Source organism: Corallococcus sp. EGB, from assembly GCF_019968905.1.
In the GTDB taxonomy this organism is placed as follows: domain Bacteria; phylum Myxococcota; class Myxococcia; order Myxococcales; family Myxococcaceae; genus Corallococcus.
This window is the reverse complement of the sequence record NZ_CP079946.1, coordinates 1,596,572-1,618,690: the sequence shown is the minus strand read 5'-3', so window position 1 is coordinate 1,618,690 and position 22,119 is coordinate 1,596,572. Positions and strand designations below refer to the sequence as shown.

The 22,119-nt window shown below is 68.8% G+C and carries 20 protein-coding genes; 10 read left to right on the top strand and 10 right to left on the bottom strand.

The annotated features are described in order from the left end of the window. Positions 1–21 precede the first annotated feature (21 nt). From gatA to KYK13_RS06635, 3 genes are read right to left on the bottom strand one after another with little or no spacing between them, the layout of a single operon-like run. Positions 22–1,485 carry an Asp-tRNA(Asn)/Glu-tRNA(Gln) amidotransferase subunit GatA gene (gene gatA, locus KYK13_RS06645; RefSeq protein WP_223642838.1) on the bottom strand — a complete coding sequence of 488 codons (1,464 nt, stop codon included), beginning with the start codon at positions 1,483–1,485 and terminating at the stop codon, positions 22–24. A 6-nt stretch (positions 1,486–1,491) separates the two neighbouring features. After that, positions 1,492–1,779 (bottom strand): Asp-tRNA(Asn)/Glu-tRNA(Gln) amidotransferase subunit GatC, encoded by a 288-nt coding sequence (gatC, locus tag KYK13_RS06640; RefSeq protein WP_014394213.1) that lies wholly within the window; start codon positions 1,777–1,779, stop codon positions 1,492–1,494. 26 nt (positions 1,780–1,805) lie between these two features. Next, the gene (locus KYK13_RS06635) at positions 1,806–2,153 is read right to left on the bottom strand and encodes a zf-TFIIB domain-containing protein (RefSeq protein ID WP_223642837.1); all 348 of its coding nucleotides are present in this window, start codon (positions 2,151–2,153) and stop codon (positions 1,806–1,808) included. A 190-nt stretch (positions 2,154–2,343) separates the two neighbouring features. On the opposite strand from KYK13_RS06635, the gene KYK13_RS06630 reads away from it, so the two are divergent. The 3 genes from KYK13_RS06630 (at position 2,344) to KYK13_RS06620 (ending at position 7,106) form a co-directional block, all read left to right on the top strand. Beyond that, positions 2,344–5,433 carry a DNA translocase FtsK 4TM domain-containing protein gene (locus KYK13_RS06630; protein WP_223642836.1) on the top strand — a complete coding sequence of 1,030 codons (3,090 nt, stop codon included), beginning with the start codon at positions 2,344–2,346 and terminating at the stop codon, positions 5,431–5,433. A gap of 116 nt (positions 5,434–5,549) precedes the next feature. Continuing rightward, on the top strand, positions 5,550–5,834 hold the full coding sequence (locus KYK13_RS06625) for an antibiotic biosynthesis monooxygenase (protein ID WP_223642835.1): 285 nt from the start codon (positions 5,550–5,552) through the stop codon (positions 5,832–5,834). A 42-nt stretch (positions 5,835–5,876) separates the two neighbouring features. Continuing rightward, complete coding sequence (locus KYK13_RS06620; protein ID WP_223642834.1) at positions 5,877–7,106, top strand: class I SAM-dependent RNA methyltransferase; 1,230 nt, start codon at positions 5,877–5,879, stop codon at positions 7,104–7,106. Here the strand turns inward: KYK13_RS06620 and plsY are convergent. Then, positions 7,032–7,610, bottom strand: coding sequence for a glycerol-3-phosphate 1-O-acyltransferase PlsY (plsY, locus tag KYK13_RS06615; protein WP_223642833.1), 579 nt, complete (start codon positions 7,608–7,610; stop codon positions 7,032–7,034). The genes KYK13_RS06620 and plsY overlap by 75 nt on opposite strands. 23 nt (positions 7,611–7,633) lie before the next feature. After that, on the bottom strand, positions 7,634–8,065 hold the full coding sequence (locus KYK13_RS06610) for a DUF2752 domain-containing protein (protein ID WP_223642832.1): 432 nt from the start codon (positions 8,063–8,065) through the stop codon (positions 7,634–7,636). A gap of 89 nt (positions 8,066–8,154) precedes the next feature. Here KYK13_RS06610 and KYK13_RS06605 point away from each other — a divergent pair, with 89 nt between their 5' ends. Together KYK13_RS06605 and KYK13_RS06600 are read left to right on the top strand one after the other, a co-directional pair. Beyond that, complete coding sequence (locus KYK13_RS06605; RefSeq protein WP_223642831.1) at positions 8,155–8,706, top strand: DUF4920 domain-containing protein; 552 nt, start codon at positions 8,155–8,157, stop codon at positions 8,704–8,706. A 26-nt stretch (positions 8,707–8,732) separates the two neighbouring features. Next, positions 8,733–9,338 (top strand): hypothetical protein, encoded by a 606-nt coding sequence (locus KYK13_RS06600; protein ID WP_223642830.1) that lies wholly within the window; start codon positions 8,733–8,735, stop codon positions 9,336–9,338. Positions 9,339–9,353: 15 nt separating this feature from the next. On the opposite strand, the gene KYK13_RS06595 is transcribed toward KYK13_RS06600, so the two are convergent. From KYK13_RS06595 to KYK13_RS06580, 4 genes are all read right to left on the bottom strand, one after another. Beyond that, on the bottom strand, positions 9,354–10,298 hold the full coding sequence (locus KYK13_RS06595) for a hypothetical protein (protein ID WP_223642828.1): 945 nt from the start codon (positions 10,296–10,298) through the stop codon (positions 9,354–9,356). 100 nt (positions 10,299–10,398) lie between these two features. Beyond that, entirely contained in the window at positions 10,399–11,943 is a 1,545-nt protein-coding gene (locus KYK13_RS06590) for a radical SAM protein (protein WP_223642826.1), read from the bottom strand. 115 nt (positions 11,944–12,058) lie between these two features. Next, positions 12,059–12,850 (bottom strand): hypothetical protein, encoded by a 792-nt coding sequence (locus tag KYK13_RS06585; protein WP_223642824.1) that lies wholly within the window; start codon positions 12,848–12,850, stop codon positions 12,059–12,061. Positions 12,851–12,880: 30 nt separating this feature from the next. Next, positions 12,881–16,102, bottom strand: a complete 3,222-nt coding sequence (locus KYK13_RS06580; protein ID WP_223642822.1) for a TonB-dependent receptor domain-containing protein — start codon at positions 16,100–16,102, stop codon at positions 12,881–12,883. Between the two features lie 231 nt (positions 16,103–16,333). Between KYK13_RS06580 and KYK13_RS06575 the strand changes: the two genes are divergently transcribed. The 5 genes from KYK13_RS06575 (at position 16,334) to KYK13_RS06555 (ending at position 20,713) form a co-directional block, all read left to right on the top strand. Continuing rightward, entirely contained in the window at positions 16,334–17,083 is a 750-nt protein-coding gene (locus KYK13_RS06575) for an energy transducer TonB (RefSeq protein WP_223642820.1), read from the top strand. A 75-nt stretch (positions 17,084–17,158) separates the two neighbouring features. Further along, on the top strand, positions 17,159–17,836 hold the full coding sequence (locus KYK13_RS06570) for a MotA/TolQ/ExbB proton channel family protein (RefSeq protein ID WP_223642818.1): 678 nt from the start codon (positions 17,159–17,161) through the stop codon (positions 17,834–17,836). A gap of 101 nt (positions 17,837–17,937) precedes the next feature. Beyond that, positions 17,938–18,348, top strand: coding sequence for a biopolymer transporter ExbD (locus KYK13_RS06565; protein WP_223642816.1), 411 nt, complete (start codon positions 17,938–17,940; stop codon positions 18,346–18,348). Next, the gene (locus KYK13_RS06560) at positions 18,348–18,857 is read left to right on the top strand and encodes a biopolymer transporter ExbD (protein ID WP_223642814.1); all 510 of its coding nucleotides are present in this window, start codon (positions 18,348–18,350) and stop codon (positions 18,855–18,857) included. The genes KYK13_RS06565 and KYK13_RS06560 overlap by 1 nt, the downstream gene beginning before the upstream one ends. A gap of 215 nt (positions 18,858–19,072) precedes the next feature. Further along, a complete protein-coding gene (locus KYK13_RS06555; protein ID WP_223642812.1) occupies positions 19,073–20,713 on the top strand; it encodes a YifB family Mg chelatase-like AAA ATPase in 1,641 nt (546 codons plus the stop codon). Here the strand turns inward: KYK13_RS06555 and KYK13_RS06550 are convergent. Continuing rightward, a complete protein-coding gene (locus tag KYK13_RS06550; RefSeq protein ID WP_370645302.1) occupies positions 20,633–22,030 on the bottom strand; it encodes an NAD(P)/FAD-dependent oxidoreductase in 1,398 nt (465 codons plus the stop codon). The two genes, KYK13_RS06555 and KYK13_RS06550, sit on opposite strands and share 81 nt — an antisense overlap. Positions 22,031–22,119: the final 89 nt, after the last annotated feature.

The window sequence follows — 22,119 nt, the reverse complement described above, 5'->3', positions numbered from 1 at the left end:
GTCACCCGTGTCTCGCGCCCGCTAGACGGGGGCGGCGCGGCGGAAGAAGTCGTGCTCACGCTCGAAGGCGCGGGCGATGCGAAGCAGGCGGGCCTCGTCGAACGGGCGCCCCAACAGCTGCATGCCCATGGGCAGCCCGCCTTGCGTGAAGCCGCACGGCACGGACAGGCCGGGCAGGCCCGCCAGGTTGCACGGCAGCGTGTAGACGTCCATCAGGTACATGGACAGCGGGTCGTCCACCTTCGACCCCAGCTTGAACGCCGGCACCGGCGACGTGGGCGACACGATGGCGTCCACCTGCTGGAACACCTTCGTGAAGTCCTCGCGGATGAGCGTGCGGACCTTCTGCGCGCGCAGGTAGTACGCGTCGTAGTAGCCGGCGGACAGCGCGTAGGTGCCCAGCATGATGCGGCGCTTCACCTCCGCGCCGAAGCCCTGGCCCCGCGTCTGCGTGTACAGCTCCTTGAGCCCGCGCGCGTCCTTCGCCCGCTGTCCGTAGCGGACGCCGTCGTAGCGGGCCAGGTTGCTGGACGCCTCCGACGACGCCAGCAGGTAGTACGTCGCCAGCGCGTACTTCGTGTGCGGCAGCGACACGTCCACCAGCGTCGCGCCCAGCTTCTCCAGCTCCTCCAGCGACGCGCGCAGCGTGCCCGCGACCTCCGGGTCCATCCCTTCCGCGAAGTACTCGCGCGGCACGCCCAGCTTGAGGCCGCGCACGCCGTCCTCCAGCCCCGTGAGGCAGTCCGGCGTCTCCACGTCCGCGGAGGTGGAGTCCAGCGGATCATGCCGAGCGATGAGCTGGAAGAGCGCCGCGGTGTCCCCCACCGTGCGCGCCATGGGCCCCGGCTGATCCAACGACGAGGCGAAGGCGATGACGCCGTAGCGCGACACCCGCCCGTACGTGGGCTTGAGCCCCACCGTGTTGGTGAGCGCCGCGGGCTGACGGATGGAGCCGCCCGTGTCGGTGCCCAGCGCGCCGAACACCTCGCGCGCCGCCACCGCCGCGGCCGAGCCACCGGACGAGCCGCCCGGCGTGCGCGTCAGGTCCCACGGGTTGTGGGTGGGGAAGTACGCGCTCGATTCGTTGGACGAGCCCATGGCGAACTCGTCCATGTTCAGCTTCCCCACGAGCGGCAGGCCCGCCTCCTTCAGCAGGCGCACCACGGTGGCGTCATAGGGCGGGACGAAGCCCTCCAGCAGGCGCGAGGCGCAGGTGGTCTCCACGCCCTCCGTGAGGAAGATGTCCTTGAGGCCCACGGGCACGCCGTCCAGCGCGCTCAGCGGGCTGCCGGCCTTGCGGCGCGCGTCGCTGGCCTCGGCGGCCTTCAGCGCTCCGGCTTCGTCCACGCGCAGGAAGGCGCGAACCTTCGGGTCCACCTGGGCGATGCGCTGGAGGCTCGCGCGCGTGGCCTCCACGGAGGACACCTCGCGCGAGGCCAGCTTCGCCGCCAGCTCCAGCATCGACAGGTCGGTGAGCGACGACATGGCGGGCTACTCCAGGATCTTCGGGACCGCGAAGGCACTGCCCACCTTCGCCGGCGCGTTGGCGAGCCCTGCTTCCGGGGGCAGCGACGGACGCAGCACGTCCTCGCGCAAGAGCGAGGACGCGAGCGTCGCGTGGGAGGTGGGCTCCACCTGGCTCACGTCGAGCGCTTCCAGCTCCGCCACCGCGTCCAGGACCGCGGACAGCTGGGTGGCGTAGCGCTCCTCCTCCTGCGGCGTCAGCGACAGCCGCGCCAGGGTGGCCACGTGCCGGACCTGCTCGAGCGTGAGGGCCATGGGGAACCTCCTCCGGATTCGAGGTGCTACGGGGACGGCGGCGTGCGCTTGAACAGGTTGAGGACGGCGGCCATCACCTTGCCGCTGCCCTCGTGGCCGTGCTGCTGGATGACCTGCTCCAGCTCGCCCGCGTCCAGCCAGATGCCGTGGCAGTTGAAGCAGCTCTCCAGCTCCACGTTGCCCTGCTTCAGCGTCTGCAGGTCCATGCCGCACTTGGGGCACTTCATGTAGTGCAACTGCTTGAGCGCCTCGCGCTGCTGGACCGCGGTCTGCTGGGCCTGCTGGAGGGCCAGCTTGCGCTTGGCTTCAATCTCCTCGCGCGCGAAGTAGTCGTCTTCGTTGTGGGAGGGCTTGTCGGGGGTCACGTTGGACATGGTCTTGGGGTCTCCTTGGCGGCGGGCACCATACCCTCTCGCCACGGGGACGCGCCCGAAATGTAGGCCCTGTCCAGCCCCCTCGGACACCTGCCGGAAAATTGACCCCGCCCCCTCCCTCCCTATTCTCGCCGGGCGGATTGCTACAGCTCGCTACGCGGCTGGAATCGGGCAGAGGGAACAGGGGTCCATGACAGCGGCCAAGAAGGGTGGTCGGGCGGAGAAGGCGGTGCTCTCCCGGCAGGAGATCGCGACGCGTCGCAAGGCGCTCGCGAACAAGCGGATGAAGGCGCCGGGCGCGGCCAGCCCCGCCAAACGTGCGCTCATCGGCGTCTTCATCCTGGCCGCCTCGCTGCTGGCCTTGCTGGCGGTCGCCACGTTCGACGCGCATGACCGGGTGGGGCCCGGCTTCCACAACGCGGTGGGCCCCATGGGCCACCTCATCGCGGAGACGCTGCGCGGCGCGCTGGGCGTGTGCGCCTACCTCATCCCCGTGGGTGGCATCTACACCGCGGTGGTGCTCTTCGTGGGCAACCGCGACCGGCGCCGGCTGCCGCAGATCATCTCCCTGGCGCTGCTCACCTGCAGCGTGTCCGTGCTCGCGCAGCTCATGTTCGCCAAGGACAAGGGCTGGGCCCACCCGCCCGGCGGCGCGCTGGGCGCGAGCCTGGGCGGCCTGATGGAGGGGATGTTCTCCACCGTCGGCACCATCATCCTCGTCACCGCCATCAGCGCGGCGGCGTTCATCGTCGGCACCCAGTACACGTTCTTCAAGCTGTGCTCGCTGGTGTGGGCCGGCCTCACCGTCCTGGGCCGCCGCGCCTCCGAGGCCGCGCACGTCTTCTGGGAGCAGCAGAAGGTCAACTACGCGGCCCGCCAGGCGCGGCTCGCGCAGGAGAAGGAGGAGGAGGCCGCGTTCCTCGCGGAGTTGGAGGCCGAGGAGGAGGAGCTCTCCGAGGCCGAGCGCCTGGCCGAGGAGGCCGAGGCCGCCGAGGCGGAGGCCCTGGCCGAGGAGGCCGTGCGCCTGGCGAAGCAGACGGAGAAGGAGCAGGCCGCCAACGCGAAGAAGGCGCTCAAGGAGCAGAAGGAGCGCGAGAAGCTGGACAAGAAGCTCGCCCGCGAGGAGCCGTCCGGGGAGGACGAGACCGACGACGCCTCCGACGAGCAGCCCTCGCTGCCGCCCGAGCGCGCCGAGCGCCGTCAGCCGGGCGCCGACCCGGCCTGGGCCGCGTCCTTCCTCGCGCCCCAGCCGCAGCTGCCCGCCAGCGCGGAGGCCGCCGAGCCGCCCCGCCGCGCGCGCAAGACGCCCCAGATCGTCACCCCGCCCGCCGCGCCCTCCACGCCGCCGGTGCCCGCCGCGTCGCTCGCGCCTCCGGCCGCCGAGCCCGCCGCGAAGCCCGTGGCCGCGGAGAAGCAGCCCGCCGCGGCGCCGGGCAACGCGCTCGTCCCCGCGCCGCCCTCCGCGCTGGCGCGCATGCCGCTCATCGTGGAGCCCAAGGCGCCGCCCAAGCCCACCGCCGTGAAGCGGCCGCAGGACCAGTTCGAGTTCGTGGGCGACCGCAAGAGCTTCTCCCTGCCGCCGCTGGACGTGCTGGAGGCGGACAAGAAGGAGCGCTCCGCGCTGGACAAGGACGCGTTCCTCGTCACGGCGGAGAAGCTGCGCGCGAAGCTGGCGGACTTCGGCATCGTGGGCGAGGTGGTCGAAATCCGCCCCGGCCCCGTCGTCACCATGTACGAGTTCCTGCCCGGACCCGGCATCAAGGTCAGCAAGATCGCCGCGCTCCAGGACGACCTGGCCATGGCCATGGAGGCCATGCGCGTGCGCATCGTCGCCCCCATCCCCGGCAAGGGCGTGGTCGGCATCGAAGTGCCGAACCGCGACCGTGAGACGGTGTTCCTCAAGGAGATCGCGGAGCAGGACACGTTCCAGAAGAGCAGCAGCAAGCTGTCCATGTGCGTGGGCAAGGACATCGAGGGCATGCCGTACGTGCTCGACCTGGCCAAGGCCCCCCACCTGCTCATCGCGGGCACCACCGGCTCCGGCAAGTCCGTGGCGGTGAACTCCATGATCATGAGCATCCTCCTCAAGGCCACGCCCGAGGAGGTCCGCTTCATCATGGTGGACCCGAAGATGCTGGAGCTCTCCGTGTACGAGGGCATCCCGCACCTGCTGCTCCCCGTCGTCACCGACCCCAAGAAGGCCGCGCTCGCGCTGCGCTGGGCGGTGGAGGAGATGGAGCGCCGCTACCAGATGCTGTCAGAGGCGGGCGTGCGCAACATCGCCGGCTTCAACAAGCTGGTGGAGACGCAGGCGTCGGAGGAGAAGCCCGCCTCCGCGCCCGCCGCGAAGAAGAAGTCCAAGCCCAAGAAGATGCTCGTCGTGGACGTGGAGGGCAGCACCATGCCGGCGGCCCCCGCATCCGCCAGCGACGGGCTGGGCGTGGCCCTGCCTCGCGAGGACGACGAGGAGCTGCGTGAGGCCATCGTCTCCGAGCCTGCCCCCAACCTGGAGGCCGACGGCGAGGAGGACGCGGAGTTCGAGGAGGACAGCGAGGAGTCCACGCCGGTGGAGGCCGCCTCCCCGGAGAAGAAGGAGCTCAAGAAGCTGCCCTATATCGTCGTCATCATCGACGAGCTCGCGGACCTGATGATGGTCGCCAGCCGCGAGGTGGAGACCTACGTGGCGCGCCTCGCGCAGATGGCGCGCGCGGCCGGCATCCACCTGATGGTCGCGACCCAGCGTCCGTCCACGGACGTCGTCACGGGCATCATCAAGGCCAACTTCCCCACGCGCATCAGCTTCATGCTGCGCTCGAAGCCGGACTCGATGACCATTCTGGGCACGGTGGGCGCGGAGGCCCTGCTGGGCATGGGCGACATGCTGATCATGCCGCCCACGAGCGCCCACCTGCAGCGCGTGCACGGCGCCTACGTCTCCGAGCATGAAATCAAGAAGGCGGTGGACCACCTCAAGGCGCAGGGCAAGCCCGTCTTCGACGAGTCCATCCTCAAGCCGCGCGACGAGGAGGGCGAGGGCGGCGGTGGCGAGGAGGACGAGCTGTCCGACGAGCTCTACGACCAGGCGCTCGCGGCGGTCAGCGAGATGCGCTCCGTCTCCATCTCCATGCTCCAGCGCAAGATGCGCATCGGCTACAACCGCGCGGCGCGCATGATTGAGCGCATGGAGCGCGACGGCGTGGTGGGCCCCGCGGACGGCGCCAAGCCCCGCGAAGTGCTGCTGCGTGGCCTGGGCGACATGCCCGGCGCCGGGGCGATGTAGCCCGCCACCACGACATCAAGGCCTGGGGAACGGACCTCCGTCCCCCGGCGGTTTCCCCTCGGGGGCGTCACGGAAGGAGCTTCCGGGCGCCCCCTCTCCTTTTCCCGGACGGCCGAATGATTGTCGCCATCTCCCGCTTCCGCGCGTCCCCCGAAGAGGCGGACGGCTGGGTCCACCGCCTCCAGGAGCGCTCGCGGCGCGTGGACGGCCACGCGGGCTTCCTGGGCCTGGAGGTGCTGCGCTCGTTCGAGCGCTCGCCTGAAATCCTGCTCATCACGCGCTGGGCGGACCGGGACGCCATGCGGGCCTACTTCCAGTCGGAGGACTTCCAGCGGGCGAAGGCGGCCAGCGCGGCCCAGGAGGGCGCCACCTTCACGATGTACGAGGTCGTGGCCACCTGAGCAGTTCCCAATCGCCCCGGGGTCGTCTAAGGGCGGTGCACCATGGCTGAACGTCTTGCCCTATTCGCCACCGCCGCGCGCGGCACCGAGGACCTGCTCGCCGAGGAGCTGAAGGAGCTCGGCGCCAGGCGCATCCGCCAGGACCGAGGCGGCGTGCGCTTCATGGCCGCGCTCGACGAGGCGCTCAACGTCTGCCTCTGGTCCCGCATCGCCATGCGTGTCCTCTACCCGCTGGGCGAGTTCGACGCGCCCGGCGCGCAGGGGCTCTACGACGCGGTGGCCAGCGTGCCGTGGGAGGAGCACCTCACCACGGACGTGACGTTCGCGGTGGACGCGAACCTCAAGGACACCGGGCACGCGCACTCCGGCTTCGTGGCGCTGAAGGTGAAGGACGCCATCGTGGACCGCATGCGCGACAAGCTGGGCGCGCGGCCGGACGTGGACACGCGCAACCCGGACGTGTCCGTGGTGGCGCACCTGGTGAAGGACAAGCTGTCCCTCTCCCTGGACCTGTGCGGAGAGCCGCTGCACCGGCGCGGCTACCGCGTGCGTCCCACGCCCGCGCCCCTGAAGGAGAACCTGGCCGCGGCCCTGCTGCGCGCGGCGGGCTACACGGGCACGGAGGCGCTGGTGGACCCCATGTGTGGCTCGGGCACCCTCGTCATCGAGGGCGGCCTCATCGCGCGCAAGCGGGCCCCTGGCATCGGCCGGAGCTTCGCGGTGGAGCGCTGGCCGCACCTGGGCGCGCGCGCGAAGGAGCTGCTCGCGGACCTGCGCGCGGATGCGCGGCGCAATGAGCGCAAGGTGGAGGTCCCCATCCTCGGCTTCGACAAGAGCGACGAGGCCCTGGAGGCCGCGGACCGCAACGTGAAGGCGGCGCGGCTGGGCGAGGAGATAAAACTCGCGGAAGGCGACGCGACGAAGCTCCCGCCCCTGCCCGAGGGCGGCGGGCTCGTCCTCACCAACCCGCCCTATGGAGACCGGCTCGGCTCCGGCGGCCAGAAGGGCATGAAGACCTTCTACTTCAAGCTGGGCGACAGCTTGCGCGCGCTGCCGGGCTGGCGCGTCTGGGTGCTGTCCGGCAACCCCGCCTTCGAGAGCGCCTTCCACGCGCGCCCCATCGCCCGGCGCGACGTGTGGAACGGCCCCATCCCCTGCACGCTTTTGGGCTACCGCGCTCCGCCGCTGCCGCCCGGCTCAAAGCCGGTGCTCGGTGCGCCGGGCGAGCCGCTGGAGGTTGCTCCGGTGGGTCCAGAGCATCAGGACGAATAGCCCCGCGGTGAGCAGCACATACTCGCGCGCGGGCGCGGTGAGGAACGCGGTGGCGATGGCCACCACCGCCGCGGACAGCGAGCCCACGGAGCTCACGCGCCACCGGGACACCACCAGCCCGTAGATGATGGCCCCGGCGAGCGCCGCCTGGGGCGCCAGCACCACCAGCACGCCCAGCGCGGTGGCCACGCCCTTGCCGCCCTTGAGCTTGAGCCACACCGGGTACACGTGCCCCAGCACCGCGGCCAGGCCCACCAGCGCATGCGCGAGCGCGTCCCCCGGCATGAAGTACACGGCCAGCCCCACGGGCAGCACGGCCTTGAGCGCGTCCAGCAGCAGCACCACCGCGCCCAGCTTCTTGCCGGCGACGCGCGTGACATTGGTGGCCCCGATGTTGCCGCTGCCGCTGGCGCGCACGTCCACTCCGCGCAGCCACCGCGTCAGCAGCACGCCGAAGGGCACGGAGCCGCAGAGGTAGCCCAGCAGGAGGAAGGCGGAGAGCACGGAGGAAGACAGGGTCCCGCCCTTCAGGACAGCAGGTGCGGGAAACGGGTGTGCACCACGACGTAGGCGTAATTGACCAGCAACACCAGCGGGAACGCGATGCGCGCCCACCGCCACTCACGCTCCTCCAGCTCCACCTCCGGGATGGGCAGCGCGAAGAGGACGTGCAGCACCGTCCCCACCGCGGCCAGCGCGAACAGCAGCGCGCACACGGTGCCCAGGGGGTTGGCCTCCCAGGCCCCCGGGATGTTGAGGTGCGCGACGCGGTCCGCCACGCGGGTGAGCCCACAGCCGAGGCAGGGCCAGCCCGTGCGCTCGCGCAGCACACAGCCCCAGAACGGGATGATGCGGGCCACCGGGACGTAGCGCCCGATGAGCAGCCCCAAGAGCCCGACGAGCCCGAGCCATTCGAATGTGCCCCAGCGGCGGTTGGGGGCGGGGATGGTGACCTTCATGCGCACCTCGCGCCGAGTGTGCGGGATAGGTCGCGAGGATGGAAGGGGTGCCTTGCCGGGCCCGGGAAACCTGGGCTAAGCGAACGGGCATGCACATGCTCCGCACCGCCCTCGTGATGCTGGTCGCCGCTCCCCTCGTGGCCCTCGCGGCGGACAAGGCGCCCGCGCCCGCCAAGGCCGCGGAAGCATCCAGCGACTGCCACCACCCCGCCGACGCGAAGACGCCCGAGGCCGCCAAGGCCGCCAGCACCGGCTGGACGCTCACCCGCGGCGAGCCCCTCAAGGGCGAGCCCACGGTGAAGCTGTCGGAGCTGCTCGCGAAGCCGCAGGCCCACGACGGCAAGGTGGTGCGCGTGGAGGGCCAGGTGCGCAAGGCGTGTGAGAAGAAGGGCTGCTGGATGGAGCTGGCCCAGGACGCCAAGAGCCCCGGCGTGCGCGTGACGTTCAAGGACTACGGCTTCTTCGTCCCGCTGGACTCGGCGGGCTCGCAGGCGCGCGTGGAGGGCGTGGTGAAGGTCGCGGAGCTGAGCGACGCCCACGCGAAGCACTACGAGGCCGAGGGCGCCATCGTCCCGCGCGGCACCGACGGCAAGCCCCGCGAGGTGCAGCTCGTGGCCTCCGGCGTCGAGCTGCGCCGCTAGCCGCGATGGGAGGCCGCAGTTTCAGCATGAGGGGCGTGCAGGGCGCGGCCGACCGGGCCGTGCAGCACGCCCGCGCGTGGCTCCTGGAGACGGAGCCCGGGTCTCGCGTGCACGACGTGCAGTTGGATCCGCGCTTCCAGCACCGGGGCGTGGACCTGCTCTGGGAGCTGCCCTCCGGCGAGGTGCGCGGCATCGAGGTGAAGGGCGACCGCCAGGCGACCCGCCGCCGCTATTTCTTCGAGCTCATCTCCAACCTGGAGAAGGACACCCCCGGCTGCTTCCTCTACAGCGGCGCGGACCTGATGGTGTACGTCTTCCTCACGCAGGGCGAACTGCACGCGCTGCCCCTGCCCCGGGTGCGCGAGTGGTTCCTCCCCCGCGCGAAGGAGTACGCCCTCAAGCACGCCTTCACCCAGACGGGCGCCATCCGCTACACCACCGTGGGCGCCGTCGTGCCCGTGCGGGACGTCGCGGAAGGCGTGCCCGGCGTCATCACCGTGAAGCTCAAGCGCGCGGCGCCGGAGAAGCCCGGCGAAAAGTCCGGCACGCCGGACACGGCGGCATCCACGGCCAGCGAGCCTGAAGTGTCCGAGGCCCCGGAAGACCGGGGCCCCCGACGCACGGGGACCTGAGGCCCCGCGTGACGCCTAGCGACGGCGGCGCGGCTGGGGCTGCGCGTGCTGGTGCCGGTGCGCGCGGTGGCCCGGGTGCATCTTGTCGTGCAGGGCCTCCAGCCGCTCCTGCGTGCCCATCAGCTCCAGGAGCGCCTGGCGGTCGTTCTGCTGCTTGAAGATGTGCTCCAGGCGGGGCACCAGGTCCAGCGCCAGGTGGATGTCGTTGGCCTTCTCCGCCTCCGCCAGGAGGCCGCGGCCCTCGACGCTCGCGTCAATCCACGCCTGCAGATGGATGAGGCCGTCCACCGCCAGCAGGCGTGAGATGGGCGCGCGCGCCGTGTCGTGGATGAGGTTCTTGAGGTCCTGGATGGCGGGCTCGCGCTCGCCCTTCGCGGCGCGCACCACCGCCTGGGAGATGCCGCGCCGGTCGGGCAGCAGGAACTCCTCCACGTCGGCGAACGCCGTGGCGTCCTCCAGGTGCCCCTGCGCGGCCAGCGACTCCGCCAGGCTGTCGAACAGCTCCGCGTCCTTCTCCGAGAAGGGCGCCAGCGCCTCCTGGAGGAACGGCGCGGGCAGCGCGCCCTTGTCATCCACCGCCAGCTTCGAGCGCAGCGCCTTCAGGTGCTCGAAGGAGGAGGCCACCGGGGCCTCCTTCGCGCCGTTGAGCTTGTGCACGAGCACCTGCATCAGCGTCGCCAGGGACGTGGTGAACTCCTGCGGGGACACGCGGTCCGTCATCCAGCGGCGCCACAGCTCCACGGCCGCGGCCACGACGTAGTCCTTGAACGGGCCCGTGCCCTTCCACTTCGCCGCCCACTGCTGGGCGATGCCGAGCGGATAGGCGGACTCCGCCAGCTTGCGGTAGTCCTCTTCGGTCATGGGGACACCGTAGTGCCCCAGCGTGGCCAGCAGGGCCTCCGTCGAGTAGTCCTTGAGGCCCGTCTTCTGCCACGACTTTTCCACGCGCTGCGTGCTCACCAGATGCTCTCCGAGGCCATGCGAGTGCCGGCCATCGGCCCCGCGATGGCCGTCTTCTAGCGAAAGCGGAGCCCGGCGAATACGGCCTTTGCGGGCCCCGTCAGGCGGCGGACGGCTGGGGCGGCGGGCGACCCGGCACGACGGGCCACATCGTGGGCTGGCGCCGTCCGTCCTCCACGCGGCGGGCCATGTACGGCTCGCACCCGCGCTCCTGGAAGGCCCGCTTCCATGCGGCGAAGCTCCCCCCCGCGCGCCAGGCGTCCAGGGCCGCGAGCCCCGCCTCCGGGCCGCACTGGGCCAGCATGTACTCCACCCAGGCCCAGCGGGCGGACGTGGGCCGCACCTCCGCCCGTCCGCGCAAGCCCTTGCGCAGCCGCTCCAGCTTGTTCTCCACCTCCCGCAGCCCCGCGAAGGGAGCGCCGTCCAGCGGCGTGTTCCGCTTGGCCACGAAGGGAGCGACCCCCAGCGCCACCGGCAGGATGCGCGACAGCTCCGTGGTGAAGCGGATCAGCTCGTCGATGTCCGCGTCCTCTTCGTGCGGCAGGCCCACCACGTTATAGACCTTGAGCTGCCTCATGCCCGCCGTGCGAGCGAACTGGGCCGCGCGGACAATCTGTTCCTCGGAGTGCTTGCGGTCCACCAAGTCCCGCATCTTCTGGGACGCTCCGTCAGCGGCCACCGTGAGGTTCGTCGCCCCACCCCGCCGCAGCTGATTCACCAGCTCCTGCGTGAGCCGGTCCGCGCGCAGGGAGGACACCCCCACCTCGCGCCCGGAGTCCACGATGGTGCGCAAGAGCTCCACGATGCGCGGGTGGTCCGTCACCGCCGCGCCCACCAGCCCCACGCGCTTCGCATGCTCCGGGATGAGGGACAGGACCCGCTCCGGCGGCACCGTCCGCATGCCCCCGTTGGTGGTGCGGCGCATGACGCAGTAGTGGCAGCCCCGGGAACAGCCCCGCTCCGGTTCGATGAGGAACATCGACCGGAGCTCCGTGTGAGGCGTGATGATCTGCGTGCGCGCCGGCAGCCGCGCGTCCGTCGCCTTCGCCACGTGGTAGCGCGTCCCCCCCCGGCCGGGCACCCGGAATCCGGGGACCTTCGCCAGGTGATCCAACAGCGCCTCGCGCTCCATGGAGGCCGCGGCATCCAAGAGCACGTGGATCAAATCCTCCGCCTCCCCCTGGACGAGCACGTCCACGAAGGGCTCCAGCGGATCCGGGTTGGAGAACGTCAGCGGCCCGCCCGCCACCACCAGCGGATGCCTTGTATCCCGCTCCGAAGAAAGAACTGGCAAACCAGACAAATCCAACATCGTGAACAAGCCTGAAAGCTCCAATTCATAGGCAACTGAAAAGGCAAGCATTTCAAAGCCAGACACGTTTGCCTGGGATTCCCAGGTAAACAATGGCGTCCTTGTTCTCTTGTATGTCTCGACATCATCGGGAAGAAAAACACGCTCGGCGGTGGCTCCCGCGTGCGCATGCACCTCCCGGTAGATGGCCTGGTAGCCCAGCGAGCTCATGCCCACGTGGTAGGGGCTCGGGTAGCAGAGCGCGACCCGGTAGGGCGCCTCCTTCCGGAGCGTCCCCGCTTCGTCCGCCAGCAGCGAGCAGACGTGCTCGATGAGTTCGTAACGGCCCTCCATGGTCCTCCCGACGTGGATTCCAGACACCTAACAACAGCGCGGCCCCGGACCGCCACTCCCACGTGGGGGAGGGGCTGCCGGGGCCGCGTTGGCCTTCAGGGTCGGTCAGTGCCGACTACTTGAACGACGGGATCGCCTTCGAGGGGATGCACTTACCCTCGTTGTAATCCGCGGGCCAGTCTTCCAGCTCCTGCTCCTCCGGCGTCAGGAAGCGGCCGGTCCAGAAGCGCTTCGGAACCGCCTCGCACTCAACGGAGAAGTCCGGGTTGATGCCCGAGCCCGAGCCGCAGTTGGCGAAGCCCAGCTCAGCATCCGTCTGGTCCACGCGCGGATCGCAGGGGGTCGCAGGCCACACCGCACGCATGACGTAGGTGGAAGTACAACCATTCCGCACGAAGGTCACCTCGCCCGTCATCTGGGTGCCGGGAGAGCTGGGCGACGAGTACACCTTCACGTTCTTCAGCGTGTAGGTGATGTTCGACGTCACCCCGGCCGTGGTGGGGTTGACCGTCGCCGTGTTGAAATCAGGTGCGAGGCAGAAGTCGTCCGTGGTGTCGGCGCTCAGGTTGCCGGTGACCTGGAGGCTGTCGAACGTGTTGTTCGCATCCGCCGAGCCCAACCGGGCCATGTACTGCGGCCGAACCACGAGGATGTTGCTCCCCGTCTTCGGGTCCGCGAACTTCCACACGCCCAGGTTGTCACCTACCTCGAGCGCCTCGGTCGCGCCGCAGGTGCCGCCGCCCGTCTTGGTGCCGGTCGGAGGAGTCACCACGTCGTACTTCGCCCACCAAGCCCCGGCGGTCGCGTCCTGAACGATGCACCCGGGAGTCGGCTGCTCGACGTCGCAGGCGGTCAAGCTGCCCGCGGCCGTCAGCATCACCAGCGATGAAAGAATGCTCTTGCGCATGTTGCTGATCTTCCTCACGTGGTCGGGTGACTAGAACGTGTACCGGACACCGAAGCGGATCTGCCGCGGGGCCTGGTAACGGTCCGGGTTCTTGAAGTTCTGGTTCACGTCGTCGTAGGCCAGCACACCACCCTCCGCGGACGGGACGCTGCCTGGGCTGGTCTTCGTGGGCAGGTCAGCTGCGGTGCCAGCCTTCCCCGTCTTCGGATCGTAGACCGGGAGCACTTCAGAGAACGTGTAGGACTGGTCGACGCGGTCCGCCGTCTGGAAGTTGAACAGGTTGAACACGTCCAGGGTGAAGGACACCACGCTGTCCTTGCTCACGCGGTAGTTCACGCCCACGTTGGAGTCAACGCTGTTGACCCACGGGGTGCGACCGCCGCTGCCGCGCGGCAGGATGAACGTCTCATCCTGGCCGTAGCCCGGGTACGCGCCGAGGTAGCTGATCGGCGTACCGGAGTTGCCGCGGTAGGACAGACCGATGCTCGCCGACAGCGCGTTGGAGATGTTGAACTCCTTGGCGCCGAACACCTTGATGGCGTGCGTACGGTCGAAGGGCAGCAGGCCCGTACGGTTGTTCAGGAGGGCGATCAGGTCGAAGTCCGCGAGGATGTTCGGGTCGAGCTGGTTGTTCTCCGGGCGGAACAGACCGGGGTAGTTGCCGTACAGACGGGACCACGTGTAGCTCGCCTGCGCCAGCCAGCCGTCCGTGAACGTGCGGTTCAGGTAGACGGTGACCGCGTCGTAGTCACGAACCGGCTTCGGGAACTCCTTGGCGAAGCCGCTGCCAGGGTTACCGAGGAAGTACGTGTTGCCGTCGTCGCGGCTCATGTCCTCGATGACCGAGTTCATGTCGCGGTGCGTGTAGCTGGCGCCCACGCGGGTGTTCGCCAGGAGCTCGTACTCACCGCCGACCACGAGTTCGTCGGAGGACTGGGGCTTGATGTCCGGATCGACCGGCTCGCTCTGCACCAGACCGCCGCTGAAGTACTGGTTGGAGTTCAGCGTCGACTCGGCGCGCGGCACGATGTACTGGCGATCCGAGCAGCCGCCGCGCTGGCCTTCCAGGGTGGAAGGATCGCAGCCGGCCTCGGCCCCGCCCGGCTCCGTCAGGTAGCGACGCGCGCTGAAGCGGCGCTCACCCGGGAAGGCGCGGTCCATCATGTTGAGCGGAACCTGCTCGTAGTAACGGGCGAAGTTCACGAACAGCTTCGCGCGGCCGTTGGCGAACGGATCCACCACGGCGCCGAGGCGGGGCGACCACTGGTTGCCGAGCTTCAGCGCCAGGTTGCCGTCGCCGCCGTACATGTTCTGCACGTCGTAGCGCACGCCGAGGTTCAGCGTGACGCGATTGGCGATGGACCAGCTGTCCTGGAGGAAGCCACCGATGGTGGTGCCGCTCGTCGAGGACTGCTGCAGGGTCTCGAACACCGGGGTGTCCGGGGCCGTCTGGTAGCCGTAGCGCCGGTTGTCGGACCAGATGTGGCGGCTCACGCCCTGGTACATCTGGTCGCTGGCCGAACCAGCCTCCACCAGGTACACGCTACCGGAGTAGGCCTTCTTCTGGTCGAAGTTCAGGAACTCCGTGTCGACGCCCGCCTTGAACACGTGCGTGCCCAGGGCGTTCAGCAGGTAGGTGGCCTTGGCGTTGATCTGGTAGCGATCCAGCGTCGCCTCGGACATGAAGCCGGGGCCGCCGACGAGGTAGTTCGTGGACGGGCAGCGCAGGAGCTGCTCCGCCGTCGTCGCGCCGCAGTACTCCGCGGCGTTGGGGACGCTCTCGAACGTGGTCAGCGTGCGGCGGCGCGTGTACTGGGCCAGCGAGTAGCCCGCCAGGCCATCCGTCGAGCCGAGGGCGGTGCCGTCCGCGGGGGTGACGCCCGCGGTCTGGTGGAACCAGCCGACGTTGGCGTCGACCAGGACCTTCTTGTCCATGAACGCGCCGGCGTACTTGAGGGCGAGCGCCGTGGTGTTGGCCCGGTCCTCGACCTGGCCGATGTCCTCAGGACGGCTGATCTGCGCACCCGGCAGACCACCCGTCTTCGGGTTGATCCGCAGCTTGCCCAGACCACCCGACACGGTCGGGGTGCCGTTCAGGGCGAACGACACGTTGTGGTCCTGGTTGATGAGGTACGTCAGCTTGCCCATGAACTGGATCGTGCGGGCGTCAGCGAAGTACTTCCGCTCGGAACCCGGGATCTCCTGGACGACGCTGAAGCCGTTCGCGTCCTTCGCCACGGTGTTCGTCGCACCCGGGGTCGGGTCGAACGGGGCCGTCAGCTGGAACGCGTTGAGCGCACGGGTGTGCTGGTAGCGCTGGAACGACGGCGCGAAGCCGGCGAAGAACCAGAGCTTGTCCTTGAGGATGGGGCCACCGAGGGTCGCGCCGAAGTCGCCCAGGTTGCTCAGGGCGTTCAGGCCGGTGATCGTGCTGCCGTCCTCGACGACCAGCTTGCGCTTGCCTTCCAGGGCACCCGGGGTCCAGTTGGCGAACACGGAGCCGTGGAACTCGTTGGAGCCGGACCGGGTCACCGCGTTGATCACACCGCCCGTGGAGCGACCGAACTCCGGCATGTAACCGCCGGTGATGATGTTCACGTCCTGCACGAACTCGATGCTCAACGGGCTGGCGTTCACGCCGAAGGCCGGGTCGTTCGTGGACAGACCGTCCACCACGTAGCCGTTCTCAGGCGAGGTCGTGCCGTTGATGGACACGCCGTACTGGTCCGCCTGGGCGCCAGGGGCGAGCTCGGCCAGGGACTCGAAGGAGCGCGTCGCGCCACCCTTGCCCACGGGACGGGCCACCGCGATGCGCTTGATGAACTCCTGATCGACGTTGACGCCCTGGTTCGTCGAACCGACGTCGATCGTCGGCGGGGTGCCGATAACGTCAACCGTCTGCGTGAAGGAGTCCGGCAGGAGCTCCACGTTCACGCGGATGGTGCGGTTGAGGAGCAGCTGGATTTCGGGGCGGGCGTAAGGCTTGAACGTCTCCTTCTCGAACCGCAACGTGTACGTGCCCGGCGGGAGCTGGGGAATACGGTAGTTACCCTGTGCGTCGGTAACCACGGTCTGCTCGCCCTGCAGGTTGGGCGAGGTGGCGGTCACAACGACATCGGCTGCCGGCTTCTTGTCCTCAGTATTGATGACAGTGCCGATGATGACGCTGGACTGCGCGAAAGCTGCGGATCCGTACAACAGACCCGCAGCAAGGACGACTCCGGTTTCCCGAAGTACTTGTTTCACTTGCATACCAAACCCCTCCAAGGTGGGCTGCAACCGAAAATGACTCGGGAAAATAGCCGAGGTCAAGCAGTTGTCAATAGACCGTTGCTTTTTGGTGACCAGTGCGGCATTGCGCGATCACGGCAGCGGCACCAGACACGGTTGCTTGAACCCGGAGCCCTTTTCTGTATGGTGGCCGCCCTTCAAATCCGGGCATGGCGGGGACGGGTAGTCCACTGGTGAAGAGGAGTTACGTGCATGTTCGATTCAGTCCTTGACCGCGGGCAAGGACCCAGGTCTCACTTCGGCGTGGGCGCTGGCGTTTCCACGGTGCTTCACCTCGGCCTGTTGGGTCTGGTGGCCTATCTCTCCACGCGTCCGCCTCCCGTGGAGGAGAAGGAGGTCGAGGTCACGCTGAAGGCCACGATGGCGCCCCCGCCCCCGCCTCCGCCTCCGCCTCCCCCGGCCTCGTCGAAGCCGAAGACGGAGAAGAAGGTCACGCCCAAGAAGCCCAAGGACGTGATCGTGCAGCCGAAGGAGATCCCGAAGGAGAAGCCGCAAGAGACGGAGACCGCGCCCGAGCCCGAGAAGGAGGAAGCGAGCGAGGCCGAGGTCGAGGGCGGCGTGGAGGGTGGCGTCGCGGGCGGTGTGGTGGGTGGCGTGGTGGGCGGCGTGATCGGCGGCGTGGTGGGCGGTCAGCTGGGTGGAACGGGCACGGACGTGCTGGCGTTCGGCCAGGGCATGACGCGTCCTGAGAAGATCGCGGGTCCCGAAGTGTCCTATACGCGTGAGGCCATCGAGGCGCGCGTGCAGGGTCTGATGATCGTGAAGTGCGTGATCACGACCGAGGGAAAGGTCGAGCGCTGCCGGGTCATCAAGCCGCTCCCTCACATGGAACAGGCCGTGATGGACGTGCTCACCGCCTCACGCTACAAGCCGGTCACGTTCCAGGGCAGGCCGGTCGAAGTCCAGTACACGTTCAACTTCAACCTGAAGCTGCCGCGCTGATCCAAAGCAGGCAGTCCCGCTTGAGCAGTCCGCCGAAAATAACCCCGCGCTCGTGAGGAGGAGCGCTCCAACGCCATGCAATTCTCCCTTGCTGATATCTGGCATCACACGGGCCTCTTCGCCCGCATGATCATCTTCACCCTTGCCATCATGTCGGTGGCGTCGCTGGTCGTCATGGCGGAGCGGATCATCGTCTTCCGCAAGACCCGCTCGGACAGCCGCAACTTCGCCGCCAAGATGGGCGCGATCCTCGCGAAGGGTGACCTGACGACCGCCGCGAACACCAACCTGGGCAAGGACGTGGGCCACCTGGGCCGCGTCATCAACTCCGGCCTGACGGCGTACCGCATCACCCCTGGAAACAAGGACCTGGCGGTGGAATCCGTGGCGCGCGCGTTGGAGCGCCAGGCGCAGCGTGAGGTGCAGAGCCTCAAGCGCGGCCTGGGCCTGCTGGCCACCGTCGGTTCGACGGCGCCGTTCGTCGGCCTGCTGGGCACCACGATGGGTATCGTGAACGCCTTCCAGCTCATGGCGGCCGCGGGCTCCGGCGGTCTGGCGACCATCTCCGCCGGTATCTCCGAGGCGCTCATCACCACGGCGTTCGGCCTCCTGGTGGCCATCCCCGCCGTGATGGCCTACAACTTCCTGCAGGGCTGGGTGGATGCCCGTTCCGTGGACATCTCCGAGTCCTCCAACGAGTTCCTGGACGTGGTGGCGCGGCACGTGGGCGGCGGTTCGTCGCACGCGGCCTAGTCCGAAGCTCCACCCCTGAGACACCCCACCCATGTGGGCGGTCCGGCTGAGAAGCCGTGCTGCCCCGGGGTGGGCGTCCCTTCCCGGATACAGGTGCACGCATGGGAATGTCAGCAGGCCCCAAAGGGGGCGTCAAGAGTGAGATCAACGTCACGCCCCTGGTGGACGTGGTGTTGGTGCTCCTCATCATCTTCATGGTCGTGACGCCCATGCTCCAGCGCGGCAAGTCCGTGGAGCTGCCCAAGGCCACGGAGATCGAAAAGGAAGGCAAGGAAGCCGACCCGCTGATCCTCTCCATCACCCCGGACAAGAAGATGTTCGTGGAGAATGATGAGGTCGACGAGAAGGGGCTCCAGGAGAAGATCGCCGCGGAGCTGGTGAAGGATCCGGGCAAGAAGATCCTCCTGAAGGGCGACAACGCCCTGAACGTGGGCGACGTGCGCAAGGTGTTGGACACGGCCCGCAAGGCGAAGGCGAAGCAGATCGCCCTGGGCGTGGAGGAGAAGAAGTAATGTCCCGAGGACACAAGCAGCGTCAGTGGGTCAAGCCCGCGTCCGCGCCGAACTCGGAGATCAACGTCACGCCCCTGGTGGACGTGGTGCTGGTGCTCCTCATCATCTTCATGGTGGTGACGCCCCTCCTGGAGAAGGACATCCTCGTCCGCGTTCCGGAGACGGAGGTGGAGGAGAACCAGCCGCCGCCGGAGCCGGATGATCAGCAGATCGTCGTGCAGGTGGACAAGGCCGGCGCCTACTCCATCAACACGGAGCAGATCCCCGCGTCCGAGTATGTCGCCCGCCTCAAGCGCATGCTGAACGCCAAGAAGCCGGACGAGAAGGTCGTCTTCTTCATGGCGGATGACGCGGCGAACTACGGAAAGCTCGTGGTGGCGCTCGACGGCGCCCGCGCCGCGGGAGCGAAGATCCTGGGCATGGCCACCGAGCTTCCCCAGAACGCGGTCATCCAGGGCACGCAGACCACGCCGGATGGTGCGCCGCCCGCCCCTGCTCCGACGCCCTGATCCACGGCTGACGCGCGAACACGCCGTCACCGATTGCATCCGAGGCCCGCTGGCGTTCCGACGCCAGCGGGCTTCTTCGTTTTTCAGCCCCCGTGTCTTCTCCTGGGACCCGGCGTCTGCCACGCGGGATGGCCGTGGCCGGCCGGCCGTGGGGACAGGGCGCCGGTACGGGCATTGCTCTCACCCTCTCCCATACGGGCTGGAAGGGGGAGACGATGCTGGCGAGGGTGCGGTCGGGGGCATTGATGGGCATCGACGCGGTAGTGGTGGAGTGCGAGGTCGACATGGCCCTCGGACTGCCCTACTTCAACGTCGTGGGGCTGCCGGAGGGAGCAGCCCGGGAATCGAAGGTCCGGGTGGTCTCCGCGCTGAAGAACGCGGGCTTCGACCTTCCGCAGAAGCGGATCACGGTCAACCTGGCGCCCGCGGACATCCGCAAGGAAGGGGCGGCGTTCGAGCTGCCCATCGCGCTGGGGGTCCTGGCTGCGGCGCGGTTGATGGAGGAAGAGCCGCTGGAGCGCTACCTCTTTGGCGGTGAGCTGTCGCTGGACGGCTCCATCAAGCCCATCAAAGGGGTGCTCCCGCTGGCCGTGGCGGCGAGGAATGGCGGCTTCCAGGGGGTCATGGTGCCCGCCGCCAACGCAGCCGAGGCCGCACTGGTGGAAGGACTCGATGTGCTGCCCGTGGCCCACCTGAAAGAGGCCGTGGGGCACCTCACCGGCACGGCCCCGCTGGCGCCGCTGACGCGCACGGGAACCTCCGTGGGCAGGACTCGCACGGAGTCCGCGGACATGGCCGACGTACGGGGGCAGCCGGAGCTGAAGCTGGCGCTGGAGCTCGCGGCGGCTGGCGGACACAACATCCTGATGGCCGGCCCTCCAGGGTCGGGCAAGACGATGCTGGCGCGGCGGCTGCCAGGCATCCTGCCCGAGATGACCTTCGACGAAGCGCTGGAGGTCACGAAGGTCTACTCCATCCTGGGGCTGCTGGGAGACGAGCAGGCATTGATGCGTGAGCGTCCGTTCCGGGCGCCCCACCACACGCTGTCTGATGCCGGGCTCGTGGGAGGCGGCCCCACTGCGCGCCCAGGCGAGCTGTCCCTGGCGCACCATGGCGTGCTGTTCCTCGACGAGTTGCCGGAGTTCCGCAAGAACGTGCTGGAGGTGCTGCGCCAGCCCCTGGAAGAAGGCGCCATCCACCTGGCGCGAGCCACCCAGCACATCACCTATCCCTGTAGGGTCATGCTGGTGGCGGCGATGAACCCCTGCCCTTGCGGCTACTTCAACGTCCCCGGGCGCAAGTGTGGCTGCCCCGAACATCGCGTCTTCGGTTACCACGAGCGCATCAGTGGCCCCCTGCTGGACCGCATCGACATCACCGTGCAGACGCGGCCAGTCGAGTACCACGACCTCGCTTCGAAGACCCAGGAGCTGCCCAGCCATTACTACCGGCAGCGAGTGGAGGCCGCGCGCGAACGACAGCGGGCCCGCTTCCAGGAGCTGCCAGGGGTGCACTGCAATGCCCAGATGCCTTCGCACCTCCTACGCCGCTACTGCGTGTTGTCACCGGGTGCAGAAAAGGCGCTGGAGCGCGCGGTCACTCAGCATGGCCTTTCCGCTCGGGCGCATGACCGCATCCTCAAGCTCGCGCTGACGCGCGCGGACCTGGAGGGGCATGGACGTATCGAGGATGTGGACATGAGGCTCGCCGTCGATTGCCGGATGCTGGACCGCCGGGGCTGGCTCTACTTCAATACCCGGGGAGCGGCGCATGATTCACCCCGGCCCGCTCCTCTCAGGCACCAGCCCCCCGAGTACGGCGGGAGCCTCGGGCTCCCGACCGGCGATATCGGCTGACCTTCCACTCGCGAGCAGTGGCTGCACGCCCCGCTCCTCCAACAGGGGCGCGGGGCCGGTGATGATGCGCGCGGACCTGCCGAAGGTCAGGTACGCGTACGCCCAGTTGAGCAGCACGGCCAGCTTGCTTCTGAATCCGATGAGAAAGGTGATGTGGATGAAGAGCCAGGCCAGCCACGCCGTGAAGCCGGACTGCTTCACGCGACGGAAGGCCACACCCACGGCATGGCCCCTGCCGATGACCGCGTAGGTGCCCCGGTCCCAATAACGGAAGGGCTGCATGGGCTGACCCGCGAGCTGTCGGCGGAGGTTGAGCACCGCGTGCTTCCCCTCCTGCATCGCCGCGGGCGCGACTCCCGGCACCGCGCTTCCGTCCTCCTGTTTCACGAGGGCCAGGTCCCCCACCACGAAGATGTCGGGATGTCCGGGCACGGTGAGCTCGGGCGTCACCGGGACGCGGCCCGCCCGGTCCAGTTCCACGCCGAGCGAGCGGGCCACGGGCGAGGCCTCCACCCCCGCGGCCCAGAGCACCGTACGGGCCGACAGGTGTTCGGGGCCCATGTCCACGCCCTCGTCGTCGATTTTCGTGACGCGGGTGCCCGTGCGCACCTCGACGCCGAGCTTCTCCAAGACCCGGCGGGCCTCGCCCGAGAGATGCTCGGGATAGGTGGGGAGCACACGGTCCATCCCCTCGATGAGGATGACGCGCGCATCCCGGGGGTCGATGTTCTGGAAATCACCCGACAATGAATTGCGGCTGATCTCCGCCAGGGCCCCCGCCAGCTCCACGCCGGTGGGGCCCGCGCCAATGATGGCGAAGGTGAGCAGCGCGCGGCGGCGCTCGGGGTCCGGCTCGCGCTCAGCCTGTTCGAAGGCGAGCAGCACGCGACGGCGGATCTCCAGGGCATCCTCGACGGTCTTCAATCCCATCGAGTGCCGCGACCAGCCGTCATTGCCAAAGTACGAGTGCGTCGCTCCGGTGGCGACGATGAGGAAGTCGTACGCCAGCTCGCTGTCCGCCAGGAGGACGCGCTTGCGCGCGGTGTCCACGCCGGTCACTTCCGCGAGCAGCACCTGGACATGATCGCGACCGAGCATCGCGCGCAGCGGCGAGGCGATGTCGCTGGGGCTGAGCGTCGCCGTGGCCACCTGGTACAGCAGAGGCTGGAAGAGGTGGTGGTTATGACGGTCCACCATCGTGACGCGGACCCCTGCCTTTCGCAGGTGCCGGGCCGCGTAGAGGCCGCCGAAGCCGCCTCCCAGGATGACCACATGGGGAAGGTTCTCACGGGTCTTGTTCACGTGAGGAGAGGTCACGTCGACGCGCTCGAGGTTCAACGCAAAGCCTTTCATCCCCTCAAGCAGGTCTGTCACGGCCTCTTGAGTCTGCTTATGCGGAGGTGCTC

Bases quoted from the DNA above. Each gene is read 5' to 3' on its own strand.
- gatA (WP_223642838.1), bottom strand. From the start codon at position 1,485: ATGTCGTCGCTCACCGACCTGTCGATGCTGGAGCTGGCGGCGAAGCTG.
- gatC (WP_014394213.1), bottom strand. From the start codon at position 1,779: ATGGCCCTCACGCTCGAGCAGGTCCGGCACGTGGCCACCCTGGCGCGG.
- KYK13_RS06635 (WP_223642837.1), bottom strand. From the start codon at position 2,153: ATGTCCAACGTGACCCCCGACAAGCCCTCCCACAACGAAGACGACTAC.
- KYK13_RS06630 (WP_223642836.1), top strand. From the start codon at position 2,344: ATGACAGCGGCCAAGAAGGGTGGTCGGGCGGAGAAGGCGGTGCTCTCC.
- KYK13_RS06625 (WP_223642835.1), top strand. From the start codon at position 5,550: ATGATTGTCGCCATCTCCCGCTTCCGCGCGTCCCCCGAAGAGGCGGAC.
- KYK13_RS06620 (WP_223642834.1), top strand. From the start codon at position 5,877: ATGGCTGAACGTCTTGCCCTATTCGCCACCGCCGCGCGCGGCACCGAG.
- KYK13_RS06610 (WP_223642832.1), bottom strand. From the start codon at position 8,065: ATGAAGGTCACCATCCCCGCCCCCAACCGCCGCTGGGGCACATTCGAA.
- KYK13_RS06605 (WP_223642831.1), top strand. From the start codon at position 8,155: ATGCACATGCTCCGCACCGCCCTCGTGATGCTGGTCGCCGCTCCCCTC.
- KYK13_RS06600 (WP_223642830.1), top strand. From the start codon at position 8,733: ATGAGGGGCGTGCAGGGCGCGGCCGACCGGGCCGTGCAGCACGCCCGC.
- KYK13_RS06590 (WP_223642826.1), bottom strand. From the start codon at position 11,943: ATGGAGGGCCGTTACGAACTCATCGAGCACGTCTGCTCGCTGCTGGCG.
- KYK13_RS06585 (WP_223642824.1), bottom strand. From the start codon at position 12,850: ATGCGCAAGAGCATTCTTTCATCGCTGGTGATGCTGACGGCCGCGGGC.
- KYK13_RS06580 (WP_223642822.1), bottom strand. From the start codon at position 16,102: ATGCAAGTGAAACAAGTACTTCGGGAAACCGGAGTCGTCCTTGCTGCG.
- KYK13_RS06575 (WP_223642820.1), top strand. From the start codon at position 16,334: ATGTTCGATTCAGTCCTTGACCGCGGGCAAGGACCCAGGTCTCACTTC.
- KYK13_RS06570 (WP_223642818.1), top strand. From the start codon at position 17,159: ATGCAATTCTCCCTTGCTGATATCTGGCATCACACGGGCCTCTTCGCC.
- KYK13_RS06565 (WP_223642816.1), top strand. From the start codon at position 17,938: ATGGGAATGTCAGCAGGCCCCAAAGGGGGCGTCAAGAGTGAGATCAAC.
- KYK13_RS06560 (WP_223642814.1), top strand. From the start codon at position 18,348: ATGTCCCGAGGACACAAGCAGCGTCAGTGGGTCAAGCCCGCGTCCGCG.
- KYK13_RS06555 (WP_223642812.1), top strand. From the start codon at position 19,073: ATGCTGGCGAGGGTGCGGTCGGGGGCATTGATGGGCATCGACGCGGTA.